General features: G+C 64.7%; 14 protein-coding genes. 2 read left to right on the top strand and 12 right to left on the bottom strand.

Annotated elements, in window-relative coordinates:
• Positions 1–10: 10 nt before the first annotated feature.
• The gene (rsmG, locus tag AC1DYS_RS03990; protein ID WP_477896260.1) at positions 11–664 is read right to left on the bottom strand and encodes a 16S rRNA (guanine(527)-N(7))-methyltransferase RsmG; all 654 of its coding nucleotides are present in this window, start codon (positions 662–664) and stop codon (positions 11–13) included.
• The gene (gene mnmG / locus AC1DYS_RS03985) at positions 654–2,618 is read right to left on the bottom strand and encodes a tRNA uridine-5-carboxymethylaminomethyl(34) synthesis enzyme MnmG (protein ID WP_477896258.1); all 1,965 of its coding nucleotides are present in this window, start codon (positions 2,616–2,618) and stop codon (positions 654–656) included. Before mnmG ends, rsmG begins: the two co-directional genes overlap by 11 nt.
• A 147-nt stretch (positions 2,619–2,765) precedes the next feature.
• On the opposite strand from mnmG, the gene AC1DYS_RS03980 reads away from it, so the two are divergent.
• Positions 2,766–3,032 carry a YkgJ family cysteine cluster protein gene (locus AC1DYS_RS03980; protein WP_477896257.1) on the top strand — a complete coding sequence of 89 codons (267 nt, stop codon included), beginning with the start codon at positions 2,766–2,768 and terminating at the stop codon, positions 3,030–3,032.
• Between the two features lie 13 nt (positions 3,033–3,045).
• Here AC1DYS_RS03980 and AC1DYS_RS03975 read toward each other — a convergent pair whose 3' ends face one another.
• The 5 genes from AC1DYS_RS03975 to AC1DYS_RS03955 all read right to left on the bottom strand — a co-directional run bounded on the left by AC1DYS_RS03975 (position 3,046) and on the right by AC1DYS_RS03955 (position 9,733).
• Positions 3,046–4,323, bottom strand: coding sequence for an HD-GYP domain-containing protein (locus AC1DYS_RS03975; protein ID WP_477896255.1), 1,278 nt, complete (start codon positions 4,321–4,323; stop codon positions 3,046–3,048).
• Positions 4,324–4,335: 12 nt separating this feature from the next.
• Entirely contained in the window at positions 4,336–6,459 is a 2,124-nt protein-coding gene (locus AC1DYS_RS03970) for a peptidase domain-containing ABC transporter (RefSeq protein WP_477896253.1), read from the bottom strand.
• Between the two features lie 12 nt (positions 6,460–6,471).
• Positions 6,472–7,731, bottom strand: a complete 1,260-nt coding sequence (locus AC1DYS_RS03965) for an HlyD family secretion protein (protein ID WP_477896251.1) — start codon at positions 7,729–7,731, stop codon at positions 6,472–6,474.
• A 350-nt stretch (positions 7,732–8,081) separates the two neighbouring features.
• Positions 8,082–8,804: an autoinducer binding domain-containing protein gene (locus AC1DYS_RS03960; protein WP_477896249.1), complete on the bottom strand. Its 723-nt coding sequence runs from the start codon at positions 8,802–8,804 to the stop codon at positions 8,082–8,084.
• A 203-nt stretch (positions 8,805–9,007) separates the two neighbouring features.
• Complete coding sequence (locus tag AC1DYS_RS03955) at positions 9,008–9,733, bottom strand: helix-turn-helix transcriptional regulator (protein ID WP_477896248.1); 726 nt, start codon at positions 9,731–9,733, stop codon at positions 9,008–9,010.
• 753 nt (positions 9,734–10,486) lie between these two features.
• On the opposite strand from AC1DYS_RS03955, the gene AC1DYS_RS03950 reads away from it, so the two are divergent.
• On the top strand, positions 10,487–10,891 hold the full coding sequence (locus AC1DYS_RS03950) for a DUF4902 domain-containing protein (RefSeq protein WP_477896247.1): 405 nt from the start codon (positions 10,487–10,489) through the stop codon (positions 10,889–10,891).
• Positions 10,892–10,910: 19 nt separating this feature from the next.
• Here AC1DYS_RS03950 and AC1DYS_RS03945 read toward each other — a convergent pair whose 3' ends face one another.
• The 5 genes from AC1DYS_RS03945 to AC1DYS_RS03925 are packed head-to-tail and all read right to left on the bottom strand — an operon-like array spanning position 10,911 to position 15,220.
• Positions 10,911–11,387: a GNAT family N-acetyltransferase gene (locus AC1DYS_RS03945; protein ID WP_477896245.1), complete on the bottom strand. Its 477-nt coding sequence runs from the start codon at positions 11,385–11,387 to the stop codon at positions 10,911–10,913.
• A gap of 56 nt (positions 11,388–11,443) precedes the next feature.
• Positions 11,444–12,616 carry an ABC transporter permease gene (locus tag AC1DYS_RS03940; RefSeq protein ID WP_477896243.1) on the bottom strand — a complete coding sequence of 391 codons (1,173 nt, stop codon included), beginning with the start codon at positions 12,614–12,616 and terminating at the stop codon, positions 11,444–11,446.
• Positions 12,613–13,392: an ABC transporter ATP-binding protein gene (locus AC1DYS_RS03935; RefSeq protein WP_477896241.1), complete on the bottom strand. Its 780-nt coding sequence runs from the start codon at positions 13,390–13,392 to the stop codon at positions 12,613–12,615. The genes AC1DYS_RS03940 and AC1DYS_RS03935 overlap by 4 nt, the downstream gene beginning before the upstream one ends.
• On the bottom strand, positions 13,389–14,855 hold the full coding sequence (locus AC1DYS_RS03930) for an alpha/beta hydrolase (protein WP_477896239.1): 1,467 nt from the start codon (positions 14,853–14,855) through the stop codon (positions 13,389–13,391). The genes AC1DYS_RS03935 and AC1DYS_RS03930 overlap by 4 nt, the downstream gene beginning before the upstream one ends.
• Positions 14,852–15,220, bottom strand: coding sequence for a glutaredoxin domain-containing protein (locus AC1DYS_RS03925; protein WP_477896238.1), 369 nt, complete (start codon positions 15,218–15,220; stop codon positions 14,852–14,854). Before AC1DYS_RS03925 ends, AC1DYS_RS03930 begins: the two co-directional genes overlap by 4 nt.
• Between the last annotated feature and the right edge of the window lie 11 nt (positions 15,221–15,231).

Genomic DNA, 15,231 nt, shown 5'->3' with positions numbered 1-15,231 from the left:
CATGGCGCTCTCACAACCGGGGGAATTTCCGAATCCACACCAAGCAGCGCTCAGCATCCAGACCCGGCACCGCCAACTGTTCCACGTGAAACACATCCGATTCTGGGGGCAAGGCGGCCATCTCCTCGGTTGGAAGCTTCCCTTTCATCGCCGTCCAAACCCCATCCGTCGCGAGTAAGTGACGAGTCAAGCGCGTGAAATCGCTGAGCGACGCGAAGGCGCGCGACGCGATCACGTCGAAAGGTTCGGTTCGAAGGTTTTCTACCCGGGAGTGCTCAGCATTCAAGCTGGGCAACTTCAGCTCCCCGGCGACTTGGCGAACAAAGCTGGCCTTCTTGCCGACCGTATCGACACAGGTCACGCTCAACGCCGGCAGCATGATCGCCAGCACCACCCCGGGCAACCCTCCTCCACTCCCCACGTCCAGCAGGCGCGCCGGGCGATTCGTCAGATGCCGCTCCAACGGAGGTAGCACAGCCAAGCTGTCCAGCAGATGATGGGTCAGCATATCCTCCGGCTTGCGCACCGCCGTGAGGTTGTAGACCTGATTCCACTTGATTAGCATCGCTTGGTAAGCCAGCAGCGCATCGCACTGCCCATCACTCAAGCCCAGGCCGAGCGCTTCGGCGCCCTGCTTCAGCAACTCACGCTGCTCAAGCGGCATCGCGACTCGGCAACTCGTTGGCGGCAAAACCCTTGAAGCGGCCCTTCTTCAAGTGAATCAGCAGCAGTGAAATGGTCGCGGGCGTGATGCCCGAAATGCGCGACGCCTGACCCAGCGTTTCAGGCCTGTGCAGCGACAGCTTTTGGCGCGCCTCGAAGCTCAGTGCAGTGATCTGCGCATAGTCCAACTCCACCGGCAAACGCATCGCTTCGAAATGCACGGCCCGCTCGACTTCTTCGTTCTGCTTGTGGATGTAGCCGGCGTACTTGACGCTGATCTCCGCCTGCTCGATAACGGCATCGGCCAAATCAGCCCCAAGCTCCTGGCGCAACGTTTCACGTGAAACAACAGCCTCCGGTTTGGCAATCCCCAATACTTCCGCCAGCGCGTCAAAGGTCACCTCGGGCCGTCGCAGCAATTCAGCCAGACTGTACTCATGCTCGATGGGCTTGCCCAACAGGCGCTCGCCATCGACCGCAGGCAACACGCTGGGTGTCACCCACGTGGACTTAAGCCGCTCGGTTTCACGCACCACCGCATCGCGCTTGCGGTTGAAAGCCGCCCAGCGAACGTCGTCCACCAACCCCATTTGCCGTCCGACGTCGGTGAGGCGCAAGTCGGCGTTGTCTTCGCGCAGCTGCAGCCGGAATTCGGCGCGGCTGGTGAACATGCGGTATGGCTCGGTCACACCCTTAGTGATCAGGTCGTCGACCAGGACGCCCAGATAGGCCTGGTCGCGTCGTGGCGTCCAGGCATCCTTGCCCTGAACCTGCAGGGCCGCATTGATGCCCGCGAACAATCCCTGCGCACCTGCTTCTTCGTAGCCGGTGGTTCCATTGATCTGCCCAGCGAAGAAGAGCCCGCTGATCGCCTTCGTCTCGAAGCTCGCCTTCAGGGCCCGCGGGTCAAAGTAGTCGTATTCAATCGCATAGCCCGGCCGCAGGATGTGCGCGTTCTCGAGCCCACGCATCGAGCGCACGGCAGCGAGCTGAATGTCGAACGGCAAGCTGGTGCTGATGCCGTTGGGGTAGAACTCATGCGTCGTCAGCCCTTCGGGCTCAAGGAAGATCTGGTGCGAGTCCTTGTCGGCAAACCGGTTGACCTTGTCTTCGATGCTCGGGCAGTAGCGCGGGCCCACACCTTCGATCACGCCGGTGAACATCGGGCTTCGGTCGAACCCGGAGCGGATGATCTCGTGCGTGCGCTCGTTGGTGTGCGTGATCCAGCACGGCACCTGCTTCGGGTGTTGCGATACGTGGCCCATGAAGCTGAACACCGGCACGGGGTCCAGGTCACCCGGCTGCTCGGTGAGCTGAGAGAAGTCGATGCTGCGCCCGTCCAGCCGAGGCGGCGTGCCGGTCTTGAGCCGGCCTTGCGGCAGCTTCAATTCCTTCAGCCGCGCAGACAGTGACACGGCCGGCGGGTCCCCTGCCCGGCCGCCTGCGTGATTCTGCAAACCCACGTGGATCCGCCCGTCGAGGAAGGTGCCCGCGGTCAATACCACCGCCTTGGCTCGAAAGCGAATGCCAACTTGCGTGACGGCACCGACCACGCGGTCGCCTTCGACCATCAGGTCATCCACTGCCTGCTGGAACAGCGTCAAGTTCGGCTGGTTCTCCAGGCGATGCCGGATGGCGGCCTTGTACAGAATGCGATCAGCCTGGGCGCGGGTGGCGCGCACGGCCGGACCCTTCGAGCCGTTGAGGATGCGGAACTGAATGCCGGCTTCGTCGGTCGCAGCGGCCATCGCGCCACCCAGTGCATCGATCTCCTTGACCAAATGGCCCTTGCCGATGCCACCGATCGACGGGTTGCAGCTCATCTGGCCGAGCGTCTCGATGTTGTGCGTAAGCAGCATGGTGCTCGCACCCATGCGCGCGGCCGCAAGCGCAGCTTCGGTGCCGGCATGGCCGCCGCCGACGACGATCACGTCGAATTCATGGGGGTACAACATGGGGACTCCGAGGGCTGGGCGGCCGCGGCATCGCGGGCGACATCTGCGGGCGCAGGTCGTGAATTTTAGGCCGCGGCCTCTTCCCCGTCACTCGCCGCGGCACAAGCCCGCGGCCGTGCGTGGCTTCGTTGCCGAATAATCCTCGCCATGAACTGCCGCCCCGGCTGCGGTGCCTGCTGCATCGCGCCTTCCATCTCGAGTCCGATTCCCGGCATGCCACTCATCAATGGCATCAGCAAGCCCGCTGGCGTGCGGTGCATTCAGCTCACTGCCGACAACGCCTGCGCCATCTTCGGCCACCCCAACCGCCCTGCCGTCTGCTCCTCGCTACAGCCCGCCGTCGAGATGTGCGGCGACAACCAAGAGCAAGCCTTGCGATGGCTGGGCCACATGGAACGCGACACCGCGCCCTGAAGCGACATGCGGCTCATGGCGATTCAAGCAGGCCCTGCCACAGCGGAGACAGCCGAAACTTCTCCGCCTCGGTGAGCCCTTCGCTCAGCAACAGGCACTCGCGATGAAATGCCCGCATGCGCTGTCGCAGCTCGCTCTCGGCAAGCTCCAGTTCAAGCCGCTCGGAAGGCAGCGGTGCGTTCGCCATCTCGTCACCGGACAGCCCCCACAGCCCGAGCGCATTCCACGCCACACGCAGCCGATCGAGCCGGTGCAGCGCATCCGTCACCACGTCGGTGATCTTGGAGGTGCGGCGCTGTTCGTTCAGATCCAGCGCCAGTTGATGCGCCCGTGACAGCTGGCGATCGATGTCGGCCAACTGCGCTTCCAGAGTCGACGCGAGGGGAAGTGAATCGCCCGCGAAATCTTCATCTGCTTCCTGCGCCGCGTCGCAGATGAATGCCGCCCATGTCGGGTCGAATTCACCCGGGACCACACGCAGCGCAAAGCTCGCGCGCGTCAGCGGCGCATGCGCGACGTACAAGCTGCCCAGTGCCACCTCCACCACCGACAGCACGCGCCCCAGCGTCGACACCGCCTCGTCTCCCAGCCTGCCCGGGTATCCTGAACGATCGAGTCGCTCGTGGTGCTCGGCAACTGCCTGGCCGAGGCTTGCCGGGTAGTCGGTGAGCGTCGTCAACAGCATCTGCGCCACACGCGGGTGCACCACGAGATGCTTGTGGCCGAGGATGTCGAGTGCCTGCGCGTAGTCGAGGTAGAGCGGGTTGATGTAGACCTCGCCAATGTCGTGCAGCAAGCCGCCCAGCATCGCGAGGCGAATCTCGGTGTGGCTGGCCTGCCGGCTCGCCAGCATCGCCCCGGCCAACGCCATGCCGGTCACTGCATGTGCAAGCGTCGCGGGCCGCGTGGCGGCGGCGGTGGTCAGCAGCAATTGAGCGACCGAGTGCAGCGGAATCTGTTTGAGCTGCTCCACCAGTACTGGCGCCCAGGGCTTCAGCGCAGGCGCCAGCGGGTTGGTCGACTCGATCAGCTCCTGCAGGTCGTGCATCAGCGTGAAAAGCGTGACGCCGCCTTCTGCCTGCAGGCACACCTCCAGAGGCTGCTGCAACCTGCGCTGCAGCAGGCGCTGCTGCAGCGCAGCCGTCACCGGCTGGTCACGCGCCCACAGCTTGACGCCGCGCACATCGACGATGTCTTGCGAGGCAATGATCGGATAGGACTCGCCAGCCCGCGTCATCGCGGCCAGGGCATGGGGGTTGGGCTCGCTCCCTGGTGAGAGAGACAGGTGCATGGACACAGGTGCTCACCGGCCCGCGCCTGTGACGGTGCGGAGCTCTTGCGCTACGCGGCCGTCTTTCAGCACGATCACACGGCCAGCCGAGGCAATGGTTTCAGGGCGGTGCGCGACGATCACGCGTGTGAGGTCGAGCTGTCGAATGGCTTGGTTGACCAGGCGCTCACGGTCCACGTCGAGCGCGCTGGTGGCCTCGTCGAGGAACAGGATCTTCGGCTTCTTGTACAAGGCTCGCGCCAACAAGATGCGCTGCTTCTGCCCGCCCGAGATGCTGGCCCCCATGTCGCCGATCAGCGTGTGGTAGCCCATGGGCATCGCGCCGATCTCATCGTGCACGGCGGCGAGCTGTGCACATTGCGCCACCCAGGCCGGGTCCGCGTGCGCGTCGAAGAAGCTGATGTTGTCGGTGATCGAGCCGGCGAAAAGCTGATCGTCCTGCATGACGGTACCGATCATGTCGCGCCAGCTGCGCAAGCCGAGCTGGCGCAGAGGGACGCCGCCGACGCGAATCTCACCCGACTGCGGTGCGTGAATGCCGAGCATCAGCTTGAGCAACGTCGTCTTGCCGCAGCCCGACGGGCCGGAGATGGCCACCGACTCGCCGGGCTCGATCACGATGTTGATGTCTTTCAGCACCTCGGGCTCGTTGTCCGAGTAGCGGAAGCTCACGCCGTGCAGCTCCAGCCGCGCGGGCAGGTCGCCATCGCGAGCAGGCACGTCGGGCTCGGCCTCGGGTGCGGTGAGCACGATGTCGGCCAGGCGCTCGCCCTGCAGCTTCAGCATCTTCAGCTCGACCAGCTTGTCGATGAGCCCGCTCACGCGCAGCGCGAAGGTCTCTTTGTAGGCGAAGAAGGCGAACAGCATGCCGACCGAGAACCGGTGATCCATCACCAGCAGCGCACCGACCCAGATCACCGCGATGCGCTCCAGGCCGAACACCAGCTTGTGCATCACGCCGAACATCAAGTCGAGCTTGCGCGTGGCGATGTTGGCGTTCATCGCATCGACCACGCGGTTCATGAACTGCGCCTGGCGATCTTCTTGCCGGTTGAAGAGCTTGATGGACTGCACGCCGCGCAGCGATTCGAGGAAGTGCGTGGAGCGCTTGGCGTCGTGGACGATGGACTCCTCGGTCGCATCGCGCTGCGGGCGAAAGAAAGCCCAGCGCAGCAAGGCGTAGGCCGCCACGCTAGCAAAGGCAATCGCCGTGAGCGTGGCGCTGTAGAACCACATCACGGCAAACGTCAGCACCACCAACAAGCCGTCGAGCACCGCCTCGACGAAGCTTGTGGTCAGCGTCTGCTGCATCTGTTGGATGGCACCGAAGCGCGACAGGATGTCGCCCGTGTGGCGCTTCTCGAACCAGCTCACCGGCAGGCGCATCAGGTGCGCAAACACGTTCGACAGCCACTGCAGGTTGAGCGTGGCGGAGAGGTACAGCACGGCCCATGAGCGGATGGCGCCTGTCGCCACCTGCACCAGCACCAGCAGGCCGAAGCCCACGCCCAGCGTCACCAGCAGATCGCGGTCGGCGCTGACCAGTACGGTGTCGACCACCCATTGCATGAAAAATGGCGACAGCAGCATGAACACTTCAAGCGCGAGCGCCAACGCAAAGATCTGCCCCAGCGACCGCTTGAGACCGACGACGCGGCCGAGCAGCTGCCGCGTGCTGACCGCCTGCTTCTCGACCTTGGGTTTGAAGTCCGCCGCAGGCGACAGCTCGAGCACCACGCCGGTGAAGTACTTCCCTACCTCGCTCAGCCGCAGGCGCCGCACACCGCGCGCCGGGTCATGAATGGTGGCCCAATCACCGTGCAGCTCAGCCAGCACGACGAAGTGGTTCAGGTCCCAGTGCAGCACGCAGGGCAAGGCCAGCTGCGGCAGGTGTTCCATCTCGGCGCGCAGCGGGCGCGGGTTCAGCTGCATCTGGCCGGCCATGCGGACCAGGTCGGCCATGGTCGCGCCCTTGAGCGACAACGAGAAGCGCTTGCGCAAGCTCGGCAGATCGGTGCGCAGGCCATGTTGCGCGGCGACCATCGCAAGACACGCGAGGCCGCATTCAGCGGCCTCGGTCTGCAGAATCAGCGGAACGCGGCGCCCGCCCAAGCCCAGGTTGAGTCTGTCAAACATGGGCCGGCATTCTCACACCCGGCCCACGATGCTCAGCACAGGTTCGAAGACCCATTCGATCAGGCGGCGCCGGTCGAGCATCACGTCGGCATCGAGCTGCATGCCTGGGGCGAGCGCTTGCGCCTGGCCATAGGCCTGCACCGCCTGCTGATCGAGCGTGACGGTAATGCGGTAGAGCGGCTCGCTTGTGTCCAGGCCACGTGCCGGCAAGGCCAGGCTCGCCAGTTCGGCGGCCTGCAGTGGTGTGCGCGACACCTGCAGCACATGGCCCCCCTGGTGGCCGAACTTCTGGTACGGGTAGGCCTGATAGCGCAGCAGCACGGTTTGGTCCGAGCGCAAGAAGCCGACGGCGCTCGACGGCGCGAACAAGTGAGCCTGCAAATGCGCATCCGACGGCACCAGACTCGCGAGCGCCGTGTCCGGTGTGGCGGGCTGGCCACGCTCGGCCAGCACGGAGGTCATCACACCGTCTTGCGGTGCGCGGATCACGATGCGTGTCAGCGCCTGGCTCTCAGCCGATCGCTGTGCCAGCAGGGCCAGGTCGCGATCGATTTCGCCTTGCTGCGCCTGGGTGCGAAGCGGCAACTCGCGAAGCTGCGCTTCGAGGTTGCCGATCTCGCGCTGCTGCGCGGCGCTCTGGCGCTCAAGCCCCTGCAGCTGTGCCCGCAAGCCGAGCACCTCTTCGGTCTTGGCCTGCACCTGCGCCGACGAAACGAAGTTCTCGTTGCGCAGCGATTCCAACCGGGCCTGGGCCTGCTGCGCCAAGGCCAAGCGCTGGCGTTGCAAATCGGCCTCGGCACCCATCTGCGCCATCTCGCGGCGCATGTCGCCAATCTGCCGTTGCAGTGCCGCCGACTGCGATTGCTGCAACTCCGCAGTCTGCTTGCTCGATGCCTGCAGACTGCGCTGACGCGCAGCGAGGCTCGATTGCACGGTTGCCTGCGTGTCACCGCTGAGCGTGGCCCGCTCCAGCGACAGCACAAACAACACGTCACCCTGACGCACGGCCTGGCCTTCAACCACGTGCCGCTCGACCACGGTAGCCGCCTGCGGCGTCACAAGGCGAATCACGCCCCGGTCCGGCACCAAGTACCCGCTGACCCGGGCCTTGCGCGTGTACTCGCCATAGCTGAGGTACGACGTCACCGCCACCGCCGTGACAACAACAAGCGTTGTCAACACAGTGAACGACACCGGGCGTATCAGCTGGATGCTACCCAGCCAGCCCTGGCGCCGGCCTTCGACTACTTCGGGGCGGAAGAGGCTGCTCATGGCCGGCTAGCCGCAGGAGGCAGGTCGATAGCAAGCAACTTGCGTTACGACTACCAGCTTCCGTTCGGTGCGTCTCCGCCGGCGCCACCACTGATCTGCCCCAGGGTAGCTGCATCCAGAGGAATCGGTGCACTCGGCAATGCCGCTGGCTGACGATCAGCCAGCGGAGCAGGCACAGATGATGTCGTGGGAACGGTCTGATTGGTCGTGGGCTGCATGATCTGCTCCTGTAGGCGTCGTGCACGAAACGTTGTGCACTGACTCCATTGCAGCAGCAGCGATGCTTGCGGGTAACTGTCAGCTCTTACAGGATGACAAGCACCATGGCCTTGGAATAGGCCGCAACACAATCAGCGAATCAAACCCAAGCGCAATGCCTTCAACACCGCTTGGTGCTTGTTGACACACCCCAATTTGTGCATCGCATTGTTCGCATGCAAGACAGCCGTCCGCTCACTGATTCCCAGCACATTGGCAACCTCCCACGCCGTTTTGCCTTCCATCGTCCAACGCAGCGTCTCTAACTCTCTGGGCGTCAGTACAGGCAAGCCTGGCTCGGCTGCAGCAGGAATGAGGATCCGCACCGCAGCCTCCTGGGCGTGCACTGCAAACAGCTGCAACGCGGCAACCATGCGGGTTACTTCATTGGGATCCGTAGGCAGCGATTGATCGCGGTCTACCCCTAGCAGGAAGTGGCGCCCCTCTGGCATGTGCAACGCAAGCGATATTCCATGGCGATAGCCAAAACGAGCTTGTTGCTCCCACTTGTCCACTTGATCAGCTTTGAGATAGGTCGACTGGTCCCAAATGATCGGCACGCTCTTGATCTTGCAGTGCTGCATCACCGGATCACGCTTGGCGTTGTTGCGGTCCTGGAAGGTCGCCCGGTAAGCGGCAGGAGTGTTGTCAACGGTGATGAATTCAGGCTCGCCCAGGAAATGGTCGATCACAGTCATCGCAGACACGGTTTCGAAACCGAGTTGCCGCGTGAAGCGCACAAGCTCGGCCTGAAACTCGTCTCGCGTCTTGGCTTCCAACACAGACAAATAGCCACTTTGAAGCATGTTTTCCATTCGCTTCACGAGTCCCAAAGGCTCAGGCAACGCACAACTACGCTCCTACCCAGACAAAGGCTGCATCCAACTGGAGAGCAGGCTCGCTCGTTTAGTCATTGTGCAGAAAACGCACTTGACCACATTTTCCAAAAAGCATCAAACAGCCTTGGCGGCCATGCGGCTCCTAGACCATCCCACTCCAGCTTGATTCGCTGCAGCGACTACCAGATGAGTCCCAGACGCAAGGCCTTCAAAACAGCCTGATGCTTGTTCACACAGCCGAGCTTCTTCGTCGCGCTATGGGTATGACGTACCACCGTATGTTCCGCAATACCCAAGATGCGACCCAGCTCCCACGCAGTCTTGCCTTCCATTGTCCAACGCAGACACTCCAGCTCGCGTGGCGTGGGGTTCGGGAAGTCCTGCTCCTTTGGCGGCTTTGGCACAAGGACCTGCATCGCGACGTCTTGCGCGTACACCGTGAACAGCTGAAGGTCCGCCGTCATCCTATTGATCTCGGCCAGGCAAGTCGGCAACGACTGATCGCGATCGACACCGACCAAGAAGTGGAGTCCCTTCGGCATGTGCATCGCAAGCGAAATGCCACAACGGTACCCAAAGCGAGCTTGGTACTCCCACATTTCTCCTCGACTCGCCCTGACATAGGTGGCCTGATCCCAGACGATGGGCGCACTGTGAATTTTGCAATGTTGGGCCACGGGGTCACGCTTGGCATGCTCGCGATCCCTGAAGGTCTCCTGATAGGCAGCCGGCGTGTTGTCGACGGCTATGAACTCCGATTCGCGGAGAACATGGTCAATCACTGCTACGGCAGAGACAGTCTCGAAACCCAACTGCTCTGTGAAGCGCACGAACTCGGTCTGGAGCGCGTCACGGGTCTTGACTCCCAACACTGACAGGTAACGACTTTGAAGCATGCTCTCCATCCCGTTTCACGGCCCCATGCGGAGTTGGGTCAAGGTTCAAATGTATTGCCCACGTTCAAGCGAGCACAACTCTGCGTCAAAGGCAAGTAGCAAGAACTTGTCATTACGCAGGCCGCGCGATGTGGATACGCTGTTAACACGCAGCTACCCGGGGAAACTCAGGGCAAGCGAGCACAAAACGAGTCAGGGAGAGGGAGTGGGTAGCGTGTAGGTAAGAGCCGGATCCGAGCCCCGCCCCAGCGGGGCGGACGTGCTTCAACCACCTCCGCGGAACTGAGCTGACCGCAGCGCTTGCTTCGGGCCGTTATGGGACCCTTCGCTCACCCAGCACGCTGATCCTTGCGCAGCGCTACGCACACGCAACGTGTTGGCTGGCAACGCGCGTGACCGAAACTGTGGCAGCCCTGCGCGATAGCGGCGTTTTGCTGCTAGCCGCCCCTTCGCCATGTGGTGGGCCAGTGCCAGAAGGGCTCCCGTGCTGTCCCTGGCTGCTGCGGCGCTCCGATGCTCCTCGTCTGTCCCGAACCGCAACTGACCCGTCAGCGGGAATCTGCCCCTGTCTCCAGCACTGACGCATACCCATCTTGGGCGATGCGTCTTCGCCGTTCCGGCAAAGCTCGACGCCGGTTCAGCAAGTTCCAATGCCGAACCTGACAAGGTTTACACCTGACATCTCTGACAGCTGGCAGGTCTTACAGCTGTGCAGAAGCAGCCGTTCCCCAATGATTGATAAACCATCAAACGGATATCAACATGCTGCGTTCACAACACATTCCCCCCAAGACCACGCCCGCATGGATCGTCTGTGCGTGGCCCCCTGTCACCTGCAAGGCCGTCCAGGCCCCCGAGCTGCACTTCGTGCATCTGGGGACACGGGTACTGAATCCCGGCGACTCCGACACGCCCACGACCGGCCAGACCTTGTGGGGCGGGCCCTCGGGTGATGGTGCCGCCGGTGTCGCGTGGGACTGGGTGCAGATTCAGGAAGGCGTGGTCGCGATGGCCGACCCCTTTGGCCTCGTCACCAACCTGCAGCTGGTCGGCGCGCAGGGTCAGGTGCTCACCGGCTTCGAGGTCGCGCTCCGCCTGAACGAGCTCGTGCACGCGTTGCCTTGGCAAAGCGAAGTGCAGCGCGCGCTGGCGCGGGTCGAGCACTGAGCTCAAGCACAGAGCTTCCTCAGGCTGCGCTGCGGCGCAGCATCTCGATGTGAGGAATGCCGTCTTCCATGTAGTCCTCGCCGACGGCGACGAAGCCCACCTCGTTGTAGAAGCGTTGCAGGCGCGACTGCGCAGAGATGCGAATGCCCTGCCCCGCAAACACTTCGTCGGACAAGGCCAGCACGCGCTTAACGAGCTCACGCCCCAGACCCGTGCCGCGCGCGGCCGCGGTGGTGATGACGCGGCCCATCGATGGCTCGGCGTACTTCACACCCGGGTCCACCAGTCGCGCGTAAGCCAGCGGCTCCGCGTGCGCCGGTGACCATGCCGCGAGGTGGTAGGACTGCTCGTCGGCCTCGTCAGCATCGAGGTACACGCAATCCTGTTCGATGGAAAACACCTGCTGGCGTGCGCGGTAGATGCGCGCCAGTTGCAGTGCCGTGAGTTCGGGCAGGCGAGCGCGCTGCCAAGTGAGGGAAGCAAGGGGCTGGTTCATCCCGACATCATGCGCAAACCACGCGCACGAATCAAACCGCGGGGATTCGCATCCTCTCAGCGCACCGCCGCACTGCGCAGCCGCCGCGCCACGAAGACCACGCCCACCACGGTGAGCAGCACACACACCACGAGGGGCACCACCACCTGCTCGGGACCGAATCCCTCGCCCTTGAGCACGCGCATCATCAGCGTGTACTGCGCGAGTGCCGGCATCCACAGGTGCCACGGCGCCTCGCCGCTCTGGTTGAAGGTCGTCACCAAAGGCAGCAGCGACACGCCCAGCACCACCACCGTGCTGCTGGCCTGCGCTTCCTTGAAGGTCTTGCAACGGATGGCCACCGCCATCAGCACGGCCGACAAGGCGGCCGCAAATGGCAGCAGCACGGCGAGGAACATCAAGGCCTCGCGCAGCCCGAACTGGAACATCGCCTGCAGCGTGTCGCTTCGCAGCAGCCATTGCGCCGGCAGAAAGCTCAGACAGCTCAGCACCGCGATCAGCATGGCGAGCGCCGCCACCGCGCCCCACTTTCCGACCACCAGCGATGCGCGCGCCGCGGGCGTCATCAGCAAGGGCTCGAGCGACGACCGCTCGCGCTCGCCCGCCGTCGTGTCGAGCGCCGCGTTGAGCGCGCCGTAGAGCACCGCCATGATCACGAAGAACGGCAGCATGCCGGTGAGTTGCGCCGCGCGAGTCTGCGTGCTCGCGAGATCGCGCTCTTCCACCTGCAGCGGCTGCAGCAACTCGGGCGAGACGCCGCGCATCAGTAGGCTCACCTGCCCTCGTTCGCGGCCATAAGCATTCAGCAGCTGCACCGCGCGGCTCGCGCTCGACTGCGACTGCCGGTTGCCGCTGTCGGAGATCACCTCGATCACCGGCTGCTCGCCGGCCTGAAGCAAGGCTTCGAAACGCTCGGGCACCACCAGCACCGCGTCGGCGAGCTTCGATCGCCGCAGGCGCATCTCATAGTCGGCCGGTGCCGGCTTGACGGCATAACTCTGCCGCTCCAGAAAGTTCTTCAAACCAGGCGCGTGCTCGATGCCGGCCACCACCACCTCGCGCCGCTCGGCCTGCGCCTCGAATGAGGCCAGCAGGCTCGACAACGCGATCAGCACCATCGGCCCGAGCAGCACGGCAGAGAGCAGCACCACCATCAGCGTGCGGCGGTCGCGCAATGCGTCGAGCAACTCCTTGCGGAAGACGGCAAACGCCACGTTGACCGCGTTCATGCCGAGGCGTCCTCTGCAAATGCGAGCATCACGAAGGCCTGCTCGAAGTCGTCCTGACCGGTCTGCTCCAGCAACTCGGCCACCGTGCCTGCCGCCACCGTGCGGCCATGCGACACCACCACCACGCTGTCGCACAGGCGCTCCACCTCTTGCATGATGTGCGTGGAGAACACGATGCACTTGGCGCCACCCTCGGGCGTGCGCAGAAAGCGCAGCGTCTCGCGCAGCGCGCGCGTGGCCACCACGTCGAGGCCGTTGGTCGGCTCGTCGAGCACGATGTTGGCGGGGTCGTGCACCAGTGCGCGTGCAAGCGCCGTCTTCATGCGTTCGCCCTGGCTGAAACCGTCGGTGCGGCGGTCGAGCAAGGCCGTCATGTCCAGCATCTGCGCGAGGTTTTCGGCGCGGGCATTCGCGGCATCGCGCGCCATGCCCTGCAAGGCGCCGTAGTAGACGATGTTCTCGCGCGCCGTGAGCCGCGGGTACAGGCCGCGCGCATCGCTCAACACGCCCATGCGCGCCTGTGCCTCGCGCGGCCGGCGCACGACGTCGATGCCGTCCACCGCCACCCGCCCTGCGTCGGGTGTGATCAGGCCGGCCAGCATGCGCAGCGTGGTTGTCTTGCCGGCGCCGTTCGGCCCGAGCAGACCGGTGATGCGGCCATCGGGTGCGCTGAAGCTGATGTGCTGCACGGCCTGCACCGGCTTCGCGTCACGGCGCAAGCGCCAGCCGGTGCGCGGTGCGGCGAACTGCTTCGCCACGCCATCGATCGCGATCATGGCGCGCTCCCGGGCGCGACCGGCCTGAACACCGGCGGCCGTGGGATCGACTGCGCGCAACGCGCGTCCACCGCCAGCGCCGCCGCATCGTCAGTCGCATCGATGAAGCGCTGCATCACCTCGGGCATGCAGCCCAGGCTCATCACGCCATGGCCCGCCTGCGGCACGACCACGTGGCGCGCCAGCGGCCCCAACGCCTGCGCCACCCGGGCGCCATGCCGGGGCGGCGTGGCCGGGTCGATGCCGCCGCTCAGCAGCAGCACCGGCGCAGGGCTCTTGGGCAGCGTGTAGAACGCCGGCGGCAACTCGCCGCGCGGCCAGTCGGCGCAGACGCGCTGATAGAGGCGCGCCGCTTCGGAGCCAAAGTCGGCGCCCGGCGCATCGGTACTCTGCGCGAGGCGCGGCACGTCTTCAGCACACACCACCGAGAAGTGCATGCCCATCGCCGGCGCCATGGTCTTGCGGCTCGACAGGCCGCTGCCGAGCGTCAGCAAGGCCTGCACACGGCCGTTCGCCGCTTCGTGAATCGCCTCGGGCAAGGCCTGCGCGAGGAGTGGTGAATACAACGGGCCGCGCACCGCGCCGAGCACCATGTCACGCGTGAGCACGACACTCTCGGACTCGCCACTGAGCGGGTGCTGCACCGTCACGTTCCGCGGCAGGCGCTTCAGCCAAGCCGCCCATTCGTTACGCAGCTGGGGATAGGCACCAGCGCAGCCGGCATCGCCCTCGCAGGCCTGCAGCATCGCGTCGAAGGCCGCCTGCCCGTCCGTCGAGAAACTCGCCGGCAACACCATGTCGGGCGGCGCCACGCCATCGAGCACCATGCGCCGCACCGATTGCGGAAACTGCCGCAGGTAATCGAGCTCGGCACGCGTGCCGTACGAGGCGCCGACGAGGTTGATGCGCTCTGCACCCAGCTGGCGGCGCACGGCGTCCAGGTCTTGCGTGGCGATCGGTGTGGTGAAGAAGCGCAGGTCGCCATGCGGCAGTTTTTGCAGCTGCTCGCGGCATTCACGCAGCCGTGCGAGCTGGCGCTCTGGGTCGAACTGGTCGGCCAGAGGCTGGCGTCGCTTGTCATCGCAGACCAGCGGCGCCGAGCGGCCAGTGCCGCGCTGGTCGACGAACACGATGTCGCGCCGATTGTTCAGTCGCGAGAAGAGCGGCATCACATTGCCGGCCAGCGAAATGGCGCTCTGGCCCGGGCCACCGGCGATCAGGAACACCGGGTCTGGCAGCTTGCGCCGCGCGAGTGCGGGTACGACCACGTAATGCACTGCGATCTTCGCAGCATCGGGTCGCGCCGGGTCCAGCGCACGCTGCACCTCGCCACACAGCACCTCGTGGCGAATGCCTGCCACGCGACAAGGCTGGGCCTGTTCCGCCGCCGAGGCACCAACGCCCAGCAACGTGCCGGCCGCGAAGGCCAGCGCCACACGCCACCGCCGAACGATGCGTTTCACTGCCCGAGCAATCGCTTCAGTTCGCCGCTCTCGATCAGCTTGAGCAGATCGTTCGCGCCACCGACGAGCTGGCCCTTCACGAAGATCATCGGAAAGGTCGGCCATCCCGTCCACATCTTCAGCGCATTGCGGCGCCGCCATTGCCCGAAGTAGCTGCCGTACTCCAGGTAGTGATAAGGCACGCCAGCCGCGGCGAGCGCCTTGCGTGCGGCACGTCCGGGCGCGTTGAGCGCCATGCCCACCACCAGCACCGGGTTCGAGGCCGCTGCCGCCTGCACGTTGTGCACGATGTCGGCATTCAGGTTGGTCACCTTGTCGCGGATGGCGGGGTGCAGCGAAGACTCGTCGAGAACTTGGCGGGGCATTCAGGGGCTCC

The sequence above is a fragment of the Rhizobacter sp. P2_G4 genome (genome assembly GCF_056403575.1).
This window is presented reverse-complemented; position numbering and strand designations above follow the sequence as displayed.